Genomic DNA, 16,391 nt, shown 5'->3' on the forward strand with positions numbered 1-16,391 from the left:
TGCCCGCGTCGGGTCGCTGCGGCGTCGGCCGGCCAGGCCCGGAGGTGAGTGATGACCGAGGCAGCGCCCTCACAGGGAACCGAGGTGACGTCCTTGCGGGGAACCGAGGTGGCGTCCTCGCGGGGAACCGACACGGCACCCTTGCCGGACACGGAGGCGGCGCCCTCGCGGGGCACGGAGGCGGTGCCCTCGCAGGGAACCGACACGGCGCCCTCGCTGGGACCCGGGGCAGCGCCCTTGCAGGGACCTGACGCGGCGCCCTCGCGGGGACCCGGGGCGGCACCCTTGCAGGGACCTGACGCGGCGCCCTTGCAGGGACCTGACGCGGCGCCCTCGCGGGGACCCGGGGCGGCACCCTTGCAGGGACCTGACGCGGCGCCCTTGCAGGGACCCGACGCGGCACCCTTGCACGGAGTCCGCGTGGTCGACACCACGGACGGACGCGGTGAGGGAGCCGGCCGCTTCCTGGCCGCACTCGGCGCCGACGTCGTCCTGGTGGAACCGCCGGACGGCGCCCGTGCCCGCCGCCGGGCCCCGCTGCACCAGGACACCAGCCTCTACTTCGCCGTCCGCAACGCCGGCAAGCGCGGTGTCACCCTCGACGCCACCACCGAGCACGGCCTGCGCGACCTGCTCGCCCTCCTCGACACGGCGGACATCTGGATCGAGTCCGGGCGCCCCGGCCTCCCCGGCCTCGACTACGACACCGTCGCGGCCCGTAACCCGCGCCTCGTGCTGGTCACCGTCAGCGAATTCGGACTGACGGGCCCCTACGCCGGATACGCCGCCACCGACGCCGTGCACGCGGCCTTCAGCGGCCTGCTGTCCCGCTCCGGGCTGCCCGGCCGGCCGCCGCTGCCGCCGCCCGCGTCGATCGTGACGGAGGCCGCGTACCTCCAGGCCGCCTGGGTCGCGCTGCTCGCCCACCACAACAGCCTGCGCACCGGCCACGGCGACCACATCGACTTCTCGGTGCACGAGGCCGTCACCCAGCTCCTCGATCCGGGCTTCGGCATGGGCGGCTCCGCCACCGGCGGCCGGCGGGCCGCCGACTGGCCGCCGGGCCGGCCGTCCGCCGGGCACCTGTACCCGATCTTCCGGTGCGCCGACGGCCGGGTCCGCATCTGCGTGCTCAGCACCCGGCAGTGGCGGGGCATGCGCGCCTGGCTCGGCGAGCCGGCCGAACTCGCCGACCCGCGCTACGACAACATCGCCGTCCGCTTCCAGGAGGCCGAGCGCATCCAGGCCCGGATCGCCGCCCACTTCCGGGACCGCACCCGCGACGAACTCGTCGGCGAGGGCCAGGAACACGGGGTGCCGGTCGCCGCCGTACTGACCCCCGGCGAGGCCCTGCGCGCCGGGCACTACCTGGAGCGCGGCGCCCTCGCGGACCTCGAACCGGCCCCCGGACTCACCGCCCGCGTGCCCACGGGATTCCTGGAGGTCGACGGCGTCAGGGCGAGCACGTCCCGCAGGGCACCCCTGCCGGGCGAGCACAACGCCGAGGTGTTCGCCGAGACCCGGGCCACCCCCGCCGCCGCTGCCGCCGCTCCCGCGCGCGCCCATCCGCTGACCGGCCTCCGCGTCCTCGACCTCGGGGTCATCGTCGCCGGGGCCGAGCTGGGCCGGCTGCTCGCCGACCACGGCGCCGACGTGATCAAGGTGGAGAACCGGGCCTTCCCGGACGGCGGGCGCCAGTCCATGACCGGTGAGGTCGTCACCGCGTCGGCGGCCTGGGGCCACCGCAACAAGCGCAGCCTGGGCCTGAACCTGCGCGACCCGGAGGGCGCCGCCCTCTTCAAGCGGCTGGCCGCAGGGGCCGACGTCGTGCTGTCCAACTTCAAGCCCGGCACCCTCGAAGCCCTCGGCCTCGGCCCCGACGTCCTGCTCGCCCTCAACCCCCGCCTGGTCGTCGCCGACAGCAGCGCCTTCGGCGCGAGCGGCCCGTGGAGCCGCCGCATGGGGTACGGCCCGCTGGTCCGCGCCTCGACCGGGCTGAGCGAGCTGTGGAGTTACCCCGGCGACCCGGACGGCCACAGCGACTCGGTGACCATCTACCCCGACCACGTGGTGGGCCGGGTCGGCGCGGCGGCCGTCGTCGCGCAACTCGTCCGGCGCCGCCGCACCGGCCGCGGCGGCACGGTCGGCATCGCGCAGGCGGAGATCATCCTGGACGCGCTGGCGGAACACCTGGCGGGGGAGTGGCTCGACCCCGGCTCGCCACAGGCGGCTTCGGACGGGGTGTACGCCTGCGCGGGCGACGACCAGTGGTGCGTGATCGGCGTCCGGGACGACACGGACGGCGAGCGCCTGCGGGCCGTCGTCGGGGGCGAGGACATCGCCTCCTGGACCGCCGTCCGCGGCCCGCGCGAGGTCGCCGAACTCCTCCAGGCGGCCGGTGTCCCGGCCGCACCGATGCTCCGCGTCCCCGAACTGCTGACCGACCCGCAGCTCCTGGCCCGGGACTTCTTCGCGGAGCTGCGGCAGCCGACCCTCCCCGAGCCGCTGCCCGCCGAGGCCCGCCCGGCCCGCTCCCGCCACCTCGCCGACCCGCCGCAGCGCCCCGCGCCGCTGCCCGCCGAGCACACCCGGGAGATCGCCCGCGACCTGCTCGGCCTGACCGACGAAGCCACCGACAAGCTCGTCGCCCGAGGGGTGCTCGAGACCAACGAGGAGATCCCGACCGTGAGTTCCCCAGCCGTTTCGCCGGCCGTCCTCGTGGAACGCCGCGGCCACGTCCTCCTGATCACCCTCAACCGGCCCGAGGCCCGCAACGCCGTCAACGCGGCCGTCGCCGTCGGCGTCGGCGAGGCGCTGGCGGAGGCCGACCGCGACCCGGAGATCCGCGCCGTCGTCATCACGGGCGCCGGCGACAAGGCGTTCTGCGCGGGCGCCGACCTCAAGGCGGTGGCCCGGGGCGAGGACATCATGCCGCCCCGGACGAAGGACTGGGGGTTCGCCGGATACGTCGGCCATCACATCGGCAAGCCCACCATCGCGGCCGTACGCGGCTTCGCCCTCGGCGGCGGCACCGAGATCGCCCTGGCCAGCGACCTCGTCGTGGCGGCCGAGGACGCCTCCTTCGGACTCCCGGAGGTGAAGCGGGGGATCATCGCGGGCGCCGGCGGCGCCTTCCGGCTCGCCGCCCAGCTGCCGCCCAAGGTCGCCATGGAACTCCTGCTGACCGGCGACACCCTGGACGCGCCGACCGCCCGCGACCTCGGCCTGGTCAACCGGGTCGTCCCCGCCGACCGGGTCCTCACCGAGGCGCTCGCCCTCGCCGACCGCATCGCCGCCAACGCGCCGCTCGCCGTCCAGGCCAGCAAGCGCATCGCCCGCGGCATCAGCGCCGGGCGCGTCGAGGCCGAACAGGCCGCCTGGGAGCGCACGCACCAGGAAGGCCGGGCCGTCATGACCTCCGAAGACGCCAAGGACGGCCCCCGCGCCTTCGCCGAGAAGCGCGTCCCGGTCTGGCAGGCCCGCTGAACAGCCGCACGAAGAAAGGCAGTTGAACCACCGTGACCACGAACCCCGCCCGCGGCCCGGTCATCGCCGGCCTCGGCATCACGGAGCTGGGCAAGGTGTACGGCCGCAGCGCCGCCGACTTCGCGGCCGACGCCGTGCGCCGCGCCACCGCCGACGCCGGCCTCGCCCTCACCGACCTCGACGGGCTGCTCACCAGCAGCGGCGTGACCAGCGGCGTCGGCCTCGCCCTGCAGAAGCAACTCGGCCTGCGCGACCTGCGGTTGCTCTCCGAGATGCAGGCGTACGGCTCCACCGCCGGCGCCATGGTGCAGTACGCGGCGATGGCGGTCCGCGCCGGCATGGCCGAGGCCGTCGCCTGCGTCTTCGCCGACGCTCCCCTGAAGGAGAAGTCCTCGGCGGGCGCGGCCTACGCCGGTGCCCGCAGTCCGCGGGGCTGGGACGGTCTCCTGACCGCCGCCGGCATCGCGGGCGCCAATCCCCTCTACGCCCTGGCCGCCCGCCGCCACATGGACGCCTACGGCACCACCAGCGAACAGCTCGCCCACATCGCGGTGGCCCAGCGGGCCTGGGCGGCGATGAACCCCCGCGCCCAGTTCCGCGACCCCATCACGGTCGCGGACCACCAGGCGTCCAGGATGATCGCCGAGCCGTTCCACCTGCTCGACTGCTGCCTGGTCAGCAACGGCGGGATCGCCGTGGTCGTCACGACGGCGGAGCGCGCGGCCCACCTGCGGAGGCCGCCGGTCCACGTGCTCGGCTGGGCCCAGTCGCACCCCGGCCTCCCGATGCACCGCGACAGCGACTTCGGCCTGGTCAGCGGCGCCGCCCAGGCCGGCCCCGCGGCGATGAAGATGGCCGGGATCTCCGTCGGCGACGTGGACGTGGCCGAACTCTACGACTGCTACACCTTCACCGCGCTGCTCACCCTGGAGGACTACGGCTTCTGCGTCAAGGGCGAGGGCGGCGCCCTCGCGGCGAGCGGCGCGCTCGCGCCCGGCGGCTCGCTCCCCGTCAACACGGGCGGCGGGCAGCTCTCCTCGTACTACCTGTGGGGCATGACCCCGCTGTCCGAGGCCGTCCTCCAGGCCCGCGGCGAAGCGGGCGAACGCCAGCTGCCGCACCACGACATCGTCCTGGTCAGCGGCAACGGCGGCATCCTCGACCACCACTCGACGCTGGTCCTCAGCCCCCACCCGCACGCCTGACCCGGCCTCGCCCTCACCTCGCACCCTCCACCCCTGGACCCCCCCGCGCCCGGAGACACCGTGTCCCTCCCCGTCGTCCTTCGCGACCCCGCCACCGAACTCTTCTTCGACGCCACCGCACGCGGCGAACTCCTCGTCCGCCGCTGCACCGCCTGCGGCGCGCACGCCGCGCCCGCGTCCGACGCCTGCCCCCGCTGCCGGAACGCCACGGCGACCTCGGAACCGGCCGCCGGCACCGGAACCGTCGTGTCCTGGACCGTCGTACACGGCCGCACCCCCGGGGCGGAGCAGGTCGTCGCACTGGTCGAACTCACTGAGGGCCCCTGGCTGTACGCGGCCCTGCGCGGCCTGCGTCCCGGTGAGCGCCCCTGGTCCGGCCTGCCCGTCACCGTCGCCTTCGAACGTCCCGAGGGCGGTGAGGCGGTCCCCGTCTTCACCGCCGCCGCCCTCACCCCCGCCGTCTGAGCCGCAGCAAGAAAGGCACCGCCATGAGCAGCACCCCGCCGCTTCCCGTGGACCCGTCCGCCGCCCGCCAGCGGGAACTACTCGACGCCCAGCGCGCCGCGTTCCTCGCCGAGGGCCCGCCGGACCTGGACGTACGGCTCGACCGCATCGACCGGCTCGTGGCCTGCGTCCTGGAACACGCCGACGAACTCTGCGCCGCCCTCGACGCCGACTTCGGCTCCCGCCCGCCGCTCGCCAACCTGGCCAGCGACGTCGTCGGCGCCGTCCCCGCCCTGCACGAGGTCCGGGCGAACCTGGCCGAGTGGATGCGGGACGAGGAACTCCCCGGCTCCGCCGAGGCCGGGACGCCGGCGTTCGTGCAGATCCGGCCCAAGGGCGTGGTCGGGGTGATCGGGCCGTGGAACTTCCCGGTCACCCTCGTCGTCCAGCCCGCGATCGAGGCGCTGGCCGCCGGGAACCGGGTGATGATCAAGGTGTCGGAGGTGACCGAGCGGACGGCCGAGGTCTTCGCCCGGGCCGTCGCGTCCCGGCTGGACCCGGAGGAGGTGACGGTCGTACGCGGCGGAGTCGGCACCGCCTCGGCGTTCTCCGCGCTCCCCTTCGACCACCTCATCTTCACCGGCTCCCCGGCGGTCGGCGCCCGCGTGGCCGAGGCGGCCGGGCGCAACCTGGTGCCGGTGACGCTGGAACTGGGCGGCAAGAACCCGGTCGTGCTCGGCTCCGACGCGGATCTCGCCCTGGCCGCCGAACGCGTCGGCGGCATGCGGCTGATGAACGGCGGTCAGATCTGCCTCTGCCCGGACTACGTCTTCGTCCCCCGGGAGCGGACCGACGCGTTCCTCGCCCACTACGAGGACGCCGTCCGGGGGTACTTCCCGACCTGGCTCGACAACCCGGACGTCGTCTCCGTCGTCGACGACCGCAACTTCGACCGGGTGACCGCACTGGTCGCCGACGCGGCGGCCAAGGGCGCGCGGGTCCGGACCGTCGTCCCGCCGGAGGAGGCCGACCGGCTCCCGAGCCGCAAGGGACGCCGTATCGCGCCCACCGTGCTGCTGGACGTCACCGAGGACATGGCGATCACGTCGGAGGAGATCTTCGGCCCGGTGCTGGTGGTGTACCCGTACGACGACCTCGACGAGGTCATCACCTACGTCAACACCCGCCCGAGCCCGCTGGCCGCCTACTTCTTCGGCTCCGACGGACCGGAGTTCCGGGAGTTCGTCCGGCGCACCGCCTCGGGCGGCGTCTCCCGCAACGACCTCGCCGTCCACTGGGGCGTGCCGGGCGCGCCGTCCGGCGGCATCGGGCGCAGCGGCATGGGCGCCTACCACGGGCGGACCGGCTTCCTGACGTTCAGTCACCGCCGGACCGTCGCCGCCAGCACGGCACCCACCGGCCTCGCCCAGAACCTCCTGCCCCCGGCGGGCGAGACCGAGGCGGCGGCCCTGCGCGGCTTCGTCGCCGCCACCCTCACCGACATCCGCGACCGCGCCGCCGGCGCCTGAACCGCCGCGACCCGGAGGACACCATGCGCACCCAGGCCGCCGTCTCGTACGGCCCCGGCACCGGCTTCACCATCGAGGACGTGGACATCGCCGACCCGCGCCCCGACGAGATCCTGGTCCGCCTCACCGCCTCCGGCATCTGCCACACCGACCTGGTCACCAAGGCCGCGCTGCCGCAGGGCGTACCCGCCGTGTACGGCCACGAGGGCGCCGGCGTGGTGGAGGCGGCCGGCGCCGACGTCACCGGCGTGCGGCCCGGCGACCGGGTCGTCCTCAGCTACAACAGCTGCGGCACGTGCGCTCGTTGCCGGGCCGGACGGCGGGCGTACTGCGAGCGGTTCGCCGCCCTGAACAACGCGGGCCGCCGCCCGGACGGCAGCGCGACGCTCACCCGGGGGGAGGACCCTGTCTGGTCCTCCTTCTTCGGCCAGTCCAGCTTCGCCCGGCACGCCGTCGCCACCCGCGAGAACGTCGTCGTGGTCCCGGCGGACACCGACCTCGTGACCGCCGCGCCCATGGGCTGCGGCTTCCAGACGGGCGCCGGATCGGTGGTCAACGTGCTGCGGCCCGAACCGGACTCCAGCCTGGTCGTGTTCGGGGCCGGCGGGGTCGGCCTGGCGGCGGTGATGGCCGCCGCCGCCCTCGGCACCGGCACCGTCGTCGCCGTGGACCTGGTGGAGCGCCGGCGCCGCCTCGCCGCGGAACTGGGCGCCACCCACACGCTCGACGGCGCGAGCCCGGATCTCGTCGAGCACATCAGGGACCTCACCGCGGGCGGCGCCTCGCACGCCTTCGACACCACCGGAGCGGCCCCGGTGATCCGCGCCGCCGCCCGCGCCCTGGCACCCCTGGGTTCCCTGGTCGTCGTCGGCCTCGGCGCGGCGGACCTCGGCGTCGACACGCTGGACCTCATCGGCGGCGGCAAGACGATCCGCGGCAGCATCGAGGGCGACGCGAACCCGCAGGACTTCGTCCCCCTCCTCCTGGACTGGCGGGCAGCGGGCCGCTTCCCCGCCGAACGGCTCGTCACCGCCTTCCCGTTCACGGCGATCGACGAAGCGGTCGCACGGATGAAGGAGGACGTGGTCAAACCGGTGCTGACCTTCTGACCCGCCGCCGCGACCGAGGCCCGGGACGCCCTACGACGGGTCGACAGGCCGACGGGTCGGTGAGCCGTGGACGCGACGGACGCGAGAAGATCGTCCCCGACCCACGCGTCCACCCGCTCCCGGAAGGAACCGACGAGATCATGTGCCTCATCGCGGCCCGCGGCCCGGCGGAGGTGGCCGGATGACCGGCGCCCAGGAACACGTCCTGCTGCACGTCGACGGACGGGCCGGGCACATCACGCTCAACCGGCCGAAGGCCATCAACGCGCTCTCGCACGCCATGGTGCGCCGCATCGACGAGGCGCTCACGGAGTGGGAGCACGACCCCGCCGTGCGGACCGTCGTCATCACCGGTGCGGGGGAGCGCGGCCTGTGCGCGGGCGGGGACATCCGCGCCGTCCACGACGACGCCCGGGACGGCGACGGGTCGGCGGCAGCCGCGTTCTGGCGGGACGAGTACCGGCTCAACGCCCGCATCGCCCGGTACCCGAAGCCGTACGTCGCGCTCATGGACGGCATCGTGATGGGCGGCGGCGTCGGTGTCTCGGCGCACGGCAGCGTCCGGATCGCCACCGAGCGGTCGCGGATCGCCATGCCGGAGACCGGGATCGGCTTCGTCCCCGACGTCGGCGGCACGTATCTGCTGAGCCGCGCGCCCGGCGAACTCGGCACCCATCTCGCCCTGACCGGCGCGTCGATCGGCGCCGCCGACGCCGTGCTCTGCGGACTCGCCGACCAGTACCTGCCGGCCGGCTCGGTCCCCGCGTTCGTCGCCGACCTCGCCGGCCTGCCGGTACCCGAGGCGCTCGCCCGGCGGGTACGGCAGGCGCCCGAGGGGGAGTTGGCCGGGCACCGGGAGTGGATCGACGCCTGCTACGCGGCCGGCACCGCCGAGGAGATCGTCCGGCGGCTGCTCGCGCACGGCGACCCGGCCGCGAAGGAGACCGCGGACACCCTGCTCACCAGGTCACCCACCGCCCTGAAGGTCACGCTCGCGGCGCTCCGCCGGGCCCGCGAACTCGGCTCCCTGGAACGGGTCCTGGACCAGGAGTACCGGGTCTCCTGCGCGACCCTGACGACCCATGACCTGGTGGAGGGCATCCGCGCCCAGGTCGTCGACAAGGACCGCACCCCGCACTGGTCCCCGGCCACCCTCGCCGAGGTCACCGACGCCGACGTCGACCGCTTCTTCGCCCCGCTCGGCGCACGCGAACTCGGCCTCGCCCCACCCGTCTGACCCGCCCCACCCGCCGCCCACCAGGCGCGAGACGAAGATCACGCCTGGTGACGCGGTCTTGGCCGTGCTCCTGACACGCGGTACGGTCTGTCCGATATCGACGACGGCGAGACGGAACCCGGTGGGAATCCGGAACGGTCGCGCCACTGTATGCGAGAGCCCCACAGCTGCTCGTGAGTCAGACCCGTGGCCGTCGTCCTGTGCACCACCGAGATGGGACGCGAACTCCCAGAGGAGGTCCTGCCATGGCGCAGACCGTCGCTCCGCCGACAGCCAACACCCCCGCCGTGCCCGCCAAGCTGCCGCTGTCCGCGATAGCTCCCTGGGCGGTCTTCTTCGGCATCCTGATGCTGGTCCTGCTCTACTTCGTCGGCGCCGAACAGGGCGCCACCTCCGTGTTCAGCGGCACGGACGTCCACGAGTGGGTGCACGACGCCCGCCACCTGCTCGGCTTCCCCTGCCACTGACCCGAGGGACGCCGTACCACCCATGAACTCCGCAACGGTCCGGAACCTCCTGGTGCGGGGCATGCTCGCCGGCCTGGCCGCCGGCCTGCTCGCCCTGGTCGTCGCCTACCTCCTCGGCGAGCCGAACGTCGACAAGGCGATCAGCTTCGAGGACGCCCACTCGCACGAGCACGAGATGGAGGTCGTCTCCCGCTCCCTGCAGTCCACCGCCGGCCTCGCCACCGGCGTCCTCGTCTACGGGGTCGCCTTCGGCGGCATCGCCGCCCTCGCCTACTGCTTCGCCCTCGGCCGCGTCGGCCGCTTCTCGCCACGGGCGACGGCACTGCTGCTGTCCGGCTGCGCCCTGGTCGCCGTCTACGTGGTGCCGTTCCTGAAGTACCCGGCCAACCCGCCGTCGGTGGGCGACCCGGACACCATCGGCAAGCGGACCACGCTCTACTTCCTGATGATGCTGCTCAGCGTGCTCCTCGCGGTCGCCGCCACCATCCTCGGCAAGCGGCTCCAGCCGCGGCTGGGCACCTGGTGGGCCGCCGTCCTCGCGGTGGCCGCGTTCGCCGTCGTCATCGGGCTCGCCTACCAGTTCCTGCCGGTCGTCAACGAGGTGCCCGCGGACTTCCCGGCCACCCTGCTGTGGCGGTTCCGGCTCTCGGCGCTCGCCATCCAGATGGTGCTGTGGGTCGGATTCGGCCTGCTGTTCGGCGAGTTGGCCGAGCGCGTCCTCAACCCGAAGCCGGCGAAGGCACCGACCGCCGCGCGCACGGTGCCCGCACCGCACTGACCGGCACCACGCCACACCGAACGACACGAGAGGGCCCACCGGATCCGTCCGGGGGCCCTCTCGCGTTTCCCTCGACTCCGCCCCGGCCGGCCGGCGGACCTTCGCGAACGGCGCACGCCCGCCGCGGTACGTCTGCTGTGAACCCGCCGTGAACCCGCCGTGTCTTCGGCGCGCGGCCGGTGCCGCACTCGCGCTCGGGGCCGCTGACAAGGAAAGATGGGCGGCGAGCGATCGATCAACGACTGCGGAGGAAGTGGACTCATGCCGCATGAGCGAGCGGGCCGGCCGGCGGCTCCGGAGGACCTCGTCGACGTGGCCCGGCTGGTCACGGCCTACTACGCGCTGCACCCCGACCCGTCCGACCCCGGCCAGCGGGTGGCGTTCGGCACCTCGGGACACCGCGGATCGTCGCTGACGACCGCGTTCAACGAGGACCACATCGCCGCGACCAGCCAGGCCATCTGCGAGTACCGGAGCGGCCAGGGCACCGACGGCCCGCTCTTCCTGGGCGCCGACACCCACGCCCTGTCCGAGCCGGCCAAGGTCACCGCCCTTGAGGTGTTCGCCGCCAACGGCGTGACCGTCCTCGTCGACAGCGCCGACGGCTACACTCCCACCCCCGCCGTCTCGCACGCCATCCTCACCCACAACCGGGGCCGTACCACCGGCCTCGCGGACGGCGTCGTCGTCACCCCCTCGCACAACCCGCCCGCCGACGGCGGCTTCAAGTACAACCCGCCCAGCGGCGGCCCCGCCGCCTCCGACGCCACCTCCTGGATCCAGGACCGCGCCAACCAGATCATCGCGGGCGGGATGAAGGACGTACAGCGGATCCCGTACGAGCGGGCGCTCGCCGCGCCCACCACCGGCCGGTACGACTTCATGGGCGTCTACGTCGACGACCTGCCCAGCGTCCTCGACCTCGACGCGGTCCGGGCCTCCGGGCTCCGCATCGGCGCCGACCCGCTCGGCGGCGCGTCCGTCGCCTACTGGGGGCGGATCGCCGAACGGCACAGCCTCGACCTCACCGTGGTCAACCCGTACACCGACCCCACCTGGCGGTTCATGACGCTGGACTGGGACGGCAAGATCCGCATGGACTGCTCGTCGCCGTACGCGATGGCCTCGCTCATCGAGAAGCGCGACGAGTTCCGCGTCGCCACCGGCAACGACGCCGACGCCGACCGGCACGGCATCGTCACCCGCGACGCCGGCCTGATGAACCCCAACCACTACCTCGCCGTCGCCATCTCCTACCTCTACCGCCACCGCGGGCAGTGGGCGGCGGGCGCCGGCATCGGCAAGACCCTCGTCTCCTCCTCGATGATCGACCGGGTCGCCGCCGACCTCGGCCGCCAACTCGTCGAGGTGCCGGTCGGGTTCAAGTGGTTCGTGGACGGACTGGTCAGCGGCGCCATCGGGTTCGGCGGCGAGGAGTCGGCCGGCGCCTCCTTCCTGCGCCGCGACGGCTCCGTCTGGACCACCGACAAGGACGGCATCCTGCTCGCCCTGCTGGCCTCCGAGATCACGGCCGTGACGGACAGGACCCCGTCCGAGCACTACGCCGGCCTCACCGCCCGCTTCGGCGAACCCGCCTACGCCCGCATCGACGCCCCCGCCACCCGCGAGGAGAAGGCCCTCCTCGGCAAGCTCTCCCCGGCCCAGGTCACCGCCGAGACCCTGGCGGGCGACCCGGTGACCGCCGTCCTCACGGAGGCGCCGGGCAACGGCGCCGCGATCGGCGGCATCAAGGTGAGCACGGAGAACGCCTGGTTCGCGGCCCGCCCCTCCGGCACCGAGGACGTCTACAAGATCTACGCCGAGTCCTTCCTGGGCGCCGGCCACCTGGCCCGGGTGCAGGAGGAGGCCAAGGCGGTCGTGGACACCGCACTCGGCGGCTGACGACGGCGGCGACCGGGGCGGCCCGGTGCCGGGCCCTCAGGTCGCGAAGGTGCGGCGGCGGGCCCGGGCCTCGGCCAGGTCCGCCGCGGCCCGGCGGGCGTCGGCCGCGAGGTGGGCCGAACCCCAGGCGTGCGCGGTGCGCTGGGCCAGCGCGTAGCCCTCGGCCGCCGCCCGGTCCTCGCCGAGCAGCCGGTGCAGATCGGCGAGGCCGTGCGCCAGCGGACGGCTCGCGTACGCCACGCCCGCCGCGCCGGCCAGCTGGTCCCGCAGCGGCCGCAGATGCCCGAGGAGGGCGGCCGCCGTGCCGTGGTCCCGGTGGAGCACGGCGAGCTCGGCCCGGAAGTCGAGCTCCAGGCCGTAGAGATGGTCCCGCGTCGGTTCCGCGCCGATCGGTACGGCGAGCGACTCGTCGAGTCTGCCGAGGCGGGCCAGGACCAGCGCCCGCGCCACCGCGACCTGCCCTGGCGCCGACTCGTACACGGCCCGGACCAGCGGCTCCACGTCGGCGGCCCGGTCCTGGACGAGCCGCATGGCGATCAGTCCGAGCGTGCGCAGGCCGGTGGCGTGGTGGGCGCCCACCCGCTGGAGCAGCGTGTCCGCCTCCGCGTAGGCGGCCTCCGCCGCCGCGAAGCGCCCGGCCACGCAGGCCAGCATCGCGGTGGTCGCCGCGCTGAGCCCCTGCGCCCACACCAGCCGGTAGCGGCGGGCGAGCACCAGACCCTCCGCGGTGTGCCGGTGCACGGCGCCCGGGTCGTTGCGGGCGGCGGCGGTCATCGCGTCCAGGTTCTCGCAGACCCAGCGGTAGGCGGGCAGGTCGTGGGCCCGGGCGAGGTCGCGCAGCTCGGCGGTGAACGGCGGCCGGGTGCCGGCCCCGGTCTCGTGCGGCAGCAGCCGTGCCGAGGTCATCAACGCGGCGGCCATCAGGCGCGGTTCGCCGTCCGCACGGGCGAGCGCCAGCTGGGCGCGGGCCGCCTGCAGGGCACGGGGCGGGTCCTCCGCGGCCACCGCGTCGACGAGCACCTGGAGGACCCGGGCCCGCGTCGGACCGTCGAGACCGTGATCCGCGGCGAGCCGTTCGAGCCGGGCCAGCGCGGTCCGGTCGAACGGTCCTTCGAGCCGGCTGCGCCAGGGCGCGGGCTCGGTCCACGCCCCGTACACGGCCGCGACCAGGTCGCCCCGGTCGGCCTGTTCGGCGAGCTCCACCGCGCGCTGCCGGGTGCGCCGGGCCGTGTCCGTGGCACCGGTGCGCACCTGGGCGCCCAGCAGCCGCACCGACAGCTCGATCAGCCGGTCGGGCGGGGTGTCGTCGCCGGTGGCCGCGGTGTGGGTGTCGATCGCCTGCTGGATCAGGGTGACGGCGACGTCGTGGGCGTAGCGCCGCTCCGCGGCCTCGGCGGCCCGCAGCGCGTAGTCGACGGCGAGCGGGGCGTCGGCCGCGCTGCCGGACCTGGCGAAGTGGTGCGCCAGGGCGGTGAGTTCACCGGGCCGGTGGTGGCGCAGGATGCGCGCGACGCGGGCGTGCAGCCGGGAGCGCCGGGCGCCGGACAGGTCGGCGTAGACGGTGTCGCGGACCAGGGCGTGCACGAACCGGACACGGCCGGGCCCGGGTTCGGCGAGCAGGTCGGCGGCGAGCGCCGCGTCGAGCCCCTCCAGCACCTGCTCCTCGTCCGCGTCGGCGGCGTCGACGAGCAGGGCCACCTCGGCCTCCAGACCCAGTACGGCGGTGAGCTGGACGACGGACCGGGCGGCGGCGGGCAGCAGGGCGAGGCGCCTGCGCAGCACGTCACGCACCCCCTGCGGGACCTCGGAGACCGCGACCAGGGCGCCCTCGTCGGCCAGCAGCCGGGCGCTCTCCAGGACGTAGAACGGATTGCCGCCGGTGCGCTCGGCGAGCGCCGCCACGGTCTCCGGAGCCACCGGCGCCCCGCAGACGGCGTCCACCAGGGTGGCGGTGTCCTCGCGCGGCAGGCCGCCCAGCGCGATCCGGTGCGGGGCGGCGGGGGCGAGCTGGGCGAGGGTCTTGAGGAGGTGCTCGCCGACCTCGGTGGGCCGGTAACCGGCGACCGTGAGCAGGGGCACCCCGGTGACCCCGGCCGCCGCCTCGACCAGGGCGAGGGTCTCGGCGTCCGCCCGGTGCAGGTCCTCCAGGAGGACGGCCAGGGGCGCCCGGGAGGCCGCGTCGCGCAGCCAGGCGGCGAAGGCGCGGTGCATGCGGAAGCGGCCGGCGCTGGCCTCCCCCTCCGGGGCGGGGGCGGCCGTGCCCTCCGGCTCCCGCAGCAGCACCGTCAGCTCCTCCGGCCTGGCCGGGGGCACCTCGCGGGCGAGCGCGCCGAGCGCCTCCACCCACGCCCACGCGGGCGGTGCGCCCTCGTACTCGGGGCAGCGCCCGACCACCACCCGCCAGCCGGCCTCCCGCAGCCGGGCCGCGGCCCGGTCGAGGAACGCCGACTTGCCGGCCCCCGCCGCGCCCGTGACCAGCACGACTCCGCCGCCCTCGCGTGCGGCCCGGGCCGCCCCGTCCAGGCCGCGCAGCTCCGGGCCCCGGCCGACGAACAGACCGGGTCCGGTGCGCGCGGGGAGTTCGGCGACGGGCTCGGGCCCGGCCGCACGCAGCACGTCGAGCCGCCCGTTGAGCACGGCGTGCTCCAACTCCCGCAGGGCGGGCCCGGGGTCGCAGCCGAGCTCGGTGCGCAGCACGACGCCTGCCCGGCGCACCGCGGCGAGGGCGTCGGCCTGCCGGTCGCAGGCCCAGTGGGCGAGCGCGAGCAGCCGCCAGCCCTCCTCGCGCAGGGGGCTGTCCCGGACCAGCGACTCGGCGTCGGCCGCGGCCTGCGCCGCCCGGCCGGTGCGCAGATCCGCGCCCACGGCCAGTTCCCGGGCCTCCGCGTGCAGCCCGGCCAGACGGGCCACCTCGGCGGCGGCCCACTCCTCGTCCGCGTGCTCGGCGAAGGCCGGCCCCCGCCACCAGCCCAGCGCCTCGGCGAGCAGCAGCCGGGCCTCCTCGGCCGGCGCGGTCCGGGCCCGCCCGACCCGGGACTCGAACCGCCAGGCGTCCACCGCGTCCGCGGCCAGCCGCAGGGCGTACCCCGGTGCCACGGTGACCAGCACGGTGGCCGGGGCCCGCGGCGGGCGCCCCGGTTCCAGCAACCGGCGCAGGTTGGACAGATAGGCGTGCAGCGACGCCCCGGCCTTGGCCGGCGGCTCGCCCCGCCACAGCGCGTCCGTCATCCGGTCCACCGGTACGACACCGCCCCTGGCCGCGATCAGCAGGGCCAGGACGGCGCGCTGCCGCGGGGCACCCAACTCGACCGGTGTCCCGGCGACATCGGCACCCAGCGGACCCAGGACTCGCAAACGCAGCACGTCGCCGGAATCTACCCGAGCGCCGCAACGATCCTGTCAACAGACGTTGAACGCCCACTTGACGGGAGCGCCGGCCGGTCGCCAAGCCGGGCGCCAAGCGGACGCCAAGGCGACGCCAAGAGGAGTGCCCGACCGTGGGCAGCTCACCGCACACACCGGATCGTTGGAGCAAGCAAGCGTGTCCCTCAACAGCAGCCACGGCGTCGCCGCCACCGCGGAGCGTCCGCACACCCACGAAATGGTCGTGGTCCACCGGGTCTTCCGCCGCGAGTCGGCACTGCTGCCCCGGCTGGTGCGTGCCGTGCCCGACGGCGACCGGGCCCGCGCGGCGCGGGTCGCCGCCGCCCTGCGCGACTACATCCTCGGCCTGCACCACCATCACCACGCCGAGGACGAACTGATCTGGCCGCTGCTGCGGGACCGCGCCGCCCACGACGCCGCGCTGGTGGAGCGGATGACGGAGCAGCACGAGGCGATCGACCGCACCCTGGCGGCGGTCGGCGAGTGGCTGTCCCTGTGGGAGCGGTCCGGAGACCGGATACCCGGCGAGGAACTGGCGCTGGCCCTGGACGCGCACCGGATCGCGCTCCTCGATCACCTCGACGAGGAGGAGCAGTCGCTGCTCCCGCTGGTCGCCGAGCATCTCACCGTCCCGGAATGGGAACTGGTCGGACAGCGCGGCCTGGAAGGGCTGCCGAAGAACAAGCGCATGCTGGCCCTCGGCGCGATCCTGGAGGAGGCCACCCCCGAGGAGAGCGCCTTCTTCCTGGGCAAGGCCCCGCTGATCGGCCGGCTGCTGTGGCGGGCCGTCGGCCGCCGCCAGTACGCCGCCTACCGCCGGACCATGCGTGGCCCGCTGGACGGAGAGTAG

12 protein-coding genes and 1 riboswitch are annotated in these 16,391 nt (G+C 75.1%); of the genes, 11 read left to right on the forward strand and 1 reads right to left on the reverse strand.

The features are described 5' to 3' along the window. Nucleotides 1–51 precede the first annotated feature (51 nt). From ACGF5O_RS31905 to pgm, 10 genes are all read left to right on the forward strand, one after another. Nucleotides 52–3,486: a crotonase/enoyl-CoA hydratase family protein gene (locus tag ACGF5O_RS31905; RefSeq protein WP_393813352.1), complete on the forward strand. Its 3,435-nt coding sequence runs from the start codon at nucleotides 52–54 to the stop codon at nucleotides 3,484–3,486. A 32-nt stretch (nucleotides 3,487–3,518) separates the two neighbouring features. Next, entirely contained in the window at nucleotides 3,519–4,691 is a 1,173-nt protein-coding gene (locus tag ACGF5O_RS31910; protein WP_393813353.1) for a thiolase family protein, read from the forward strand. Nucleotides 4,692–4,751: 60 nt separating this feature from the next. Then, nucleotides 4,752–5,156, forward strand: coding sequence for a Zn-ribbon domain-containing OB-fold protein (locus tag ACGF5O_RS31915; RefSeq protein ID WP_393813354.1), 405 nt, complete (start codon nucleotides 4,752–4,754; stop codon nucleotides 5,154–5,156). 23 nt (nucleotides 5,157–5,179) lie between these two features. Beyond that, nucleotides 5,180–6,664 (forward strand): aldehyde dehydrogenase family protein, encoded by a 1,485-nt coding sequence (locus ACGF5O_RS31920; protein ID WP_393813355.1) that lies wholly within the window; start codon nucleotides 5,180–5,182, stop codon nucleotides 6,662–6,664. A gap of 23 nt (nucleotides 6,665–6,687) precedes the next feature. Next, nucleotides 6,688–7,773, forward strand: a complete 1,086-nt coding sequence (locus tag ACGF5O_RS31925) for an NAD(P)-dependent alcohol dehydrogenase (RefSeq protein ID WP_393813356.1) — start codon at nucleotides 6,688–6,690, stop codon at nucleotides 7,771–7,773. Between the two features lie 59 nt (nucleotides 7,774–7,832). Continuing rightward, nucleotides 7,833–7,958, forward strand: coding sequence for a hypothetical protein (locus ACGF5O_RS31930; RefSeq protein WP_393813357.1), 126 nt, complete (start codon nucleotides 7,833–7,835; stop codon nucleotides 7,956–7,958). Then, a complete protein-coding gene (locus ACGF5O_RS31935; RefSeq protein ID WP_393813358.1) occupies nucleotides 7,955–9,010 on the forward strand; it encodes an enoyl-CoA hydratase/isomerase family protein in 1,056 nt (351 codons plus the stop codon). The genes ACGF5O_RS31930 and ACGF5O_RS31935 overlap by 4 nt, the downstream gene beginning before the upstream one ends. A gap of 67 nt (nucleotides 9,011–9,077) precedes the next feature. Continuing rightward, nucleotides 9,078–9,219, forward strand: a riboswitch (cobalamin riboswitch). A gap of 36 nt (nucleotides 9,220–9,255) precedes the next feature. Continuing rightward, nucleotides 9,256–9,477 (forward strand): CbtB-domain containing protein, encoded by a 222-nt coding sequence (locus ACGF5O_RS31940; RefSeq protein WP_351960613.1) that lies wholly within the window; start codon nucleotides 9,256–9,258, stop codon nucleotides 9,475–9,477. 22 nt (nucleotides 9,478–9,499) lie between these two features. Next, entirely contained in the window at nucleotides 9,500–10,255 is a 756-nt protein-coding gene (locus ACGF5O_RS31945; RefSeq protein ID WP_393813359.1) for a CbtA family protein, read from the forward strand. A 261-nt stretch (nucleotides 10,256–10,516) separates the two neighbouring features. Further along, entirely contained in the window at nucleotides 10,517–12,157 is a 1,641-nt protein-coding gene (gene pgm / locus ACGF5O_RS31950; RefSeq protein WP_393813360.1) for a phosphoglucomutase (alpha-D-glucose-1,6-bisphosphate-dependent), read from the forward strand. Nucleotides 12,158–12,193: 36 nt separating this feature from the next. On the opposite strand, the gene ACGF5O_RS31955 is transcribed toward pgm, so the two are convergent. Next, entirely contained in the window at nucleotides 12,194–15,520 is a 3,327-nt protein-coding gene (locus ACGF5O_RS31955; protein ID WP_393813361.1) for a BTAD domain-containing putative transcriptional regulator, read from the reverse strand. A gap of 178 nt (nucleotides 15,521–15,698) precedes the next feature. On the opposite strand from ACGF5O_RS31955, the gene ACGF5O_RS31960 reads away from it, so the two are divergent. Beyond that, nucleotides 15,699–16,391, forward strand: coding sequence for a hemerythrin domain-containing protein (locus ACGF5O_RS31960; protein WP_393813362.1), 693 nt, complete (start codon nucleotides 15,699–15,701; stop codon nucleotides 16,389–16,391).

The organism is Streptomyces sp. NPDC048291 (genome assembly GCF_043201715.1).
GTDB lineage: Bacteria > Actinomycetota > Actinomycetes > Streptomycetales > Streptomycetaceae > Streptomyces.

Bases quoted from the DNA above. Each gene is read 5' to 3' on its own strand.
- ACGF5O_RS31905 (WP_393813352.1), top strand. From the start codon at position 52: ATGACCGAGGCAGCGCCCTCACAGGGAACCGAGGTGACGTCCTTGCGG.
- ACGF5O_RS31920 (WP_393813355.1), top strand. From the start codon at position 5,180: ATGAGCAGCACCCCGCCGCTTCCCGTGGACCCGTCCGCCGCCCGCCAG.
- ACGF5O_RS31925 (WP_393813356.1), top strand. From the start codon at position 6,688: ATGCGCACCCAGGCCGCCGTCTCGTACGGCCCCGGCACCGGCTTCACC.
- ACGF5O_RS31935 (WP_393813358.1), top strand. From the start codon at position 7,955: ATGACCGGCGCCCAGGAACACGTCCTGCTGCACGTCGACGGACGGGCC.
- ACGF5O_RS31940 (WP_351960613.1), top strand. From the start codon at position 9,256: ATGGCGCAGACCGTCGCTCCGCCGACAGCCAACACCCCCGCCGTGCCC.
- ACGF5O_RS31945 (WP_393813359.1), top strand. From the start codon at position 9,500: ATGAACTCCGCAACGGTCCGGAACCTCCTGGTGCGGGGCATGCTCGCC.
- pgm (WP_393813360.1), top strand. From the start codon at position 10,517: ATGCCGCATGAGCGAGCGGGCCGGCCGGCGGCTCCGGAGGACCTCGTC.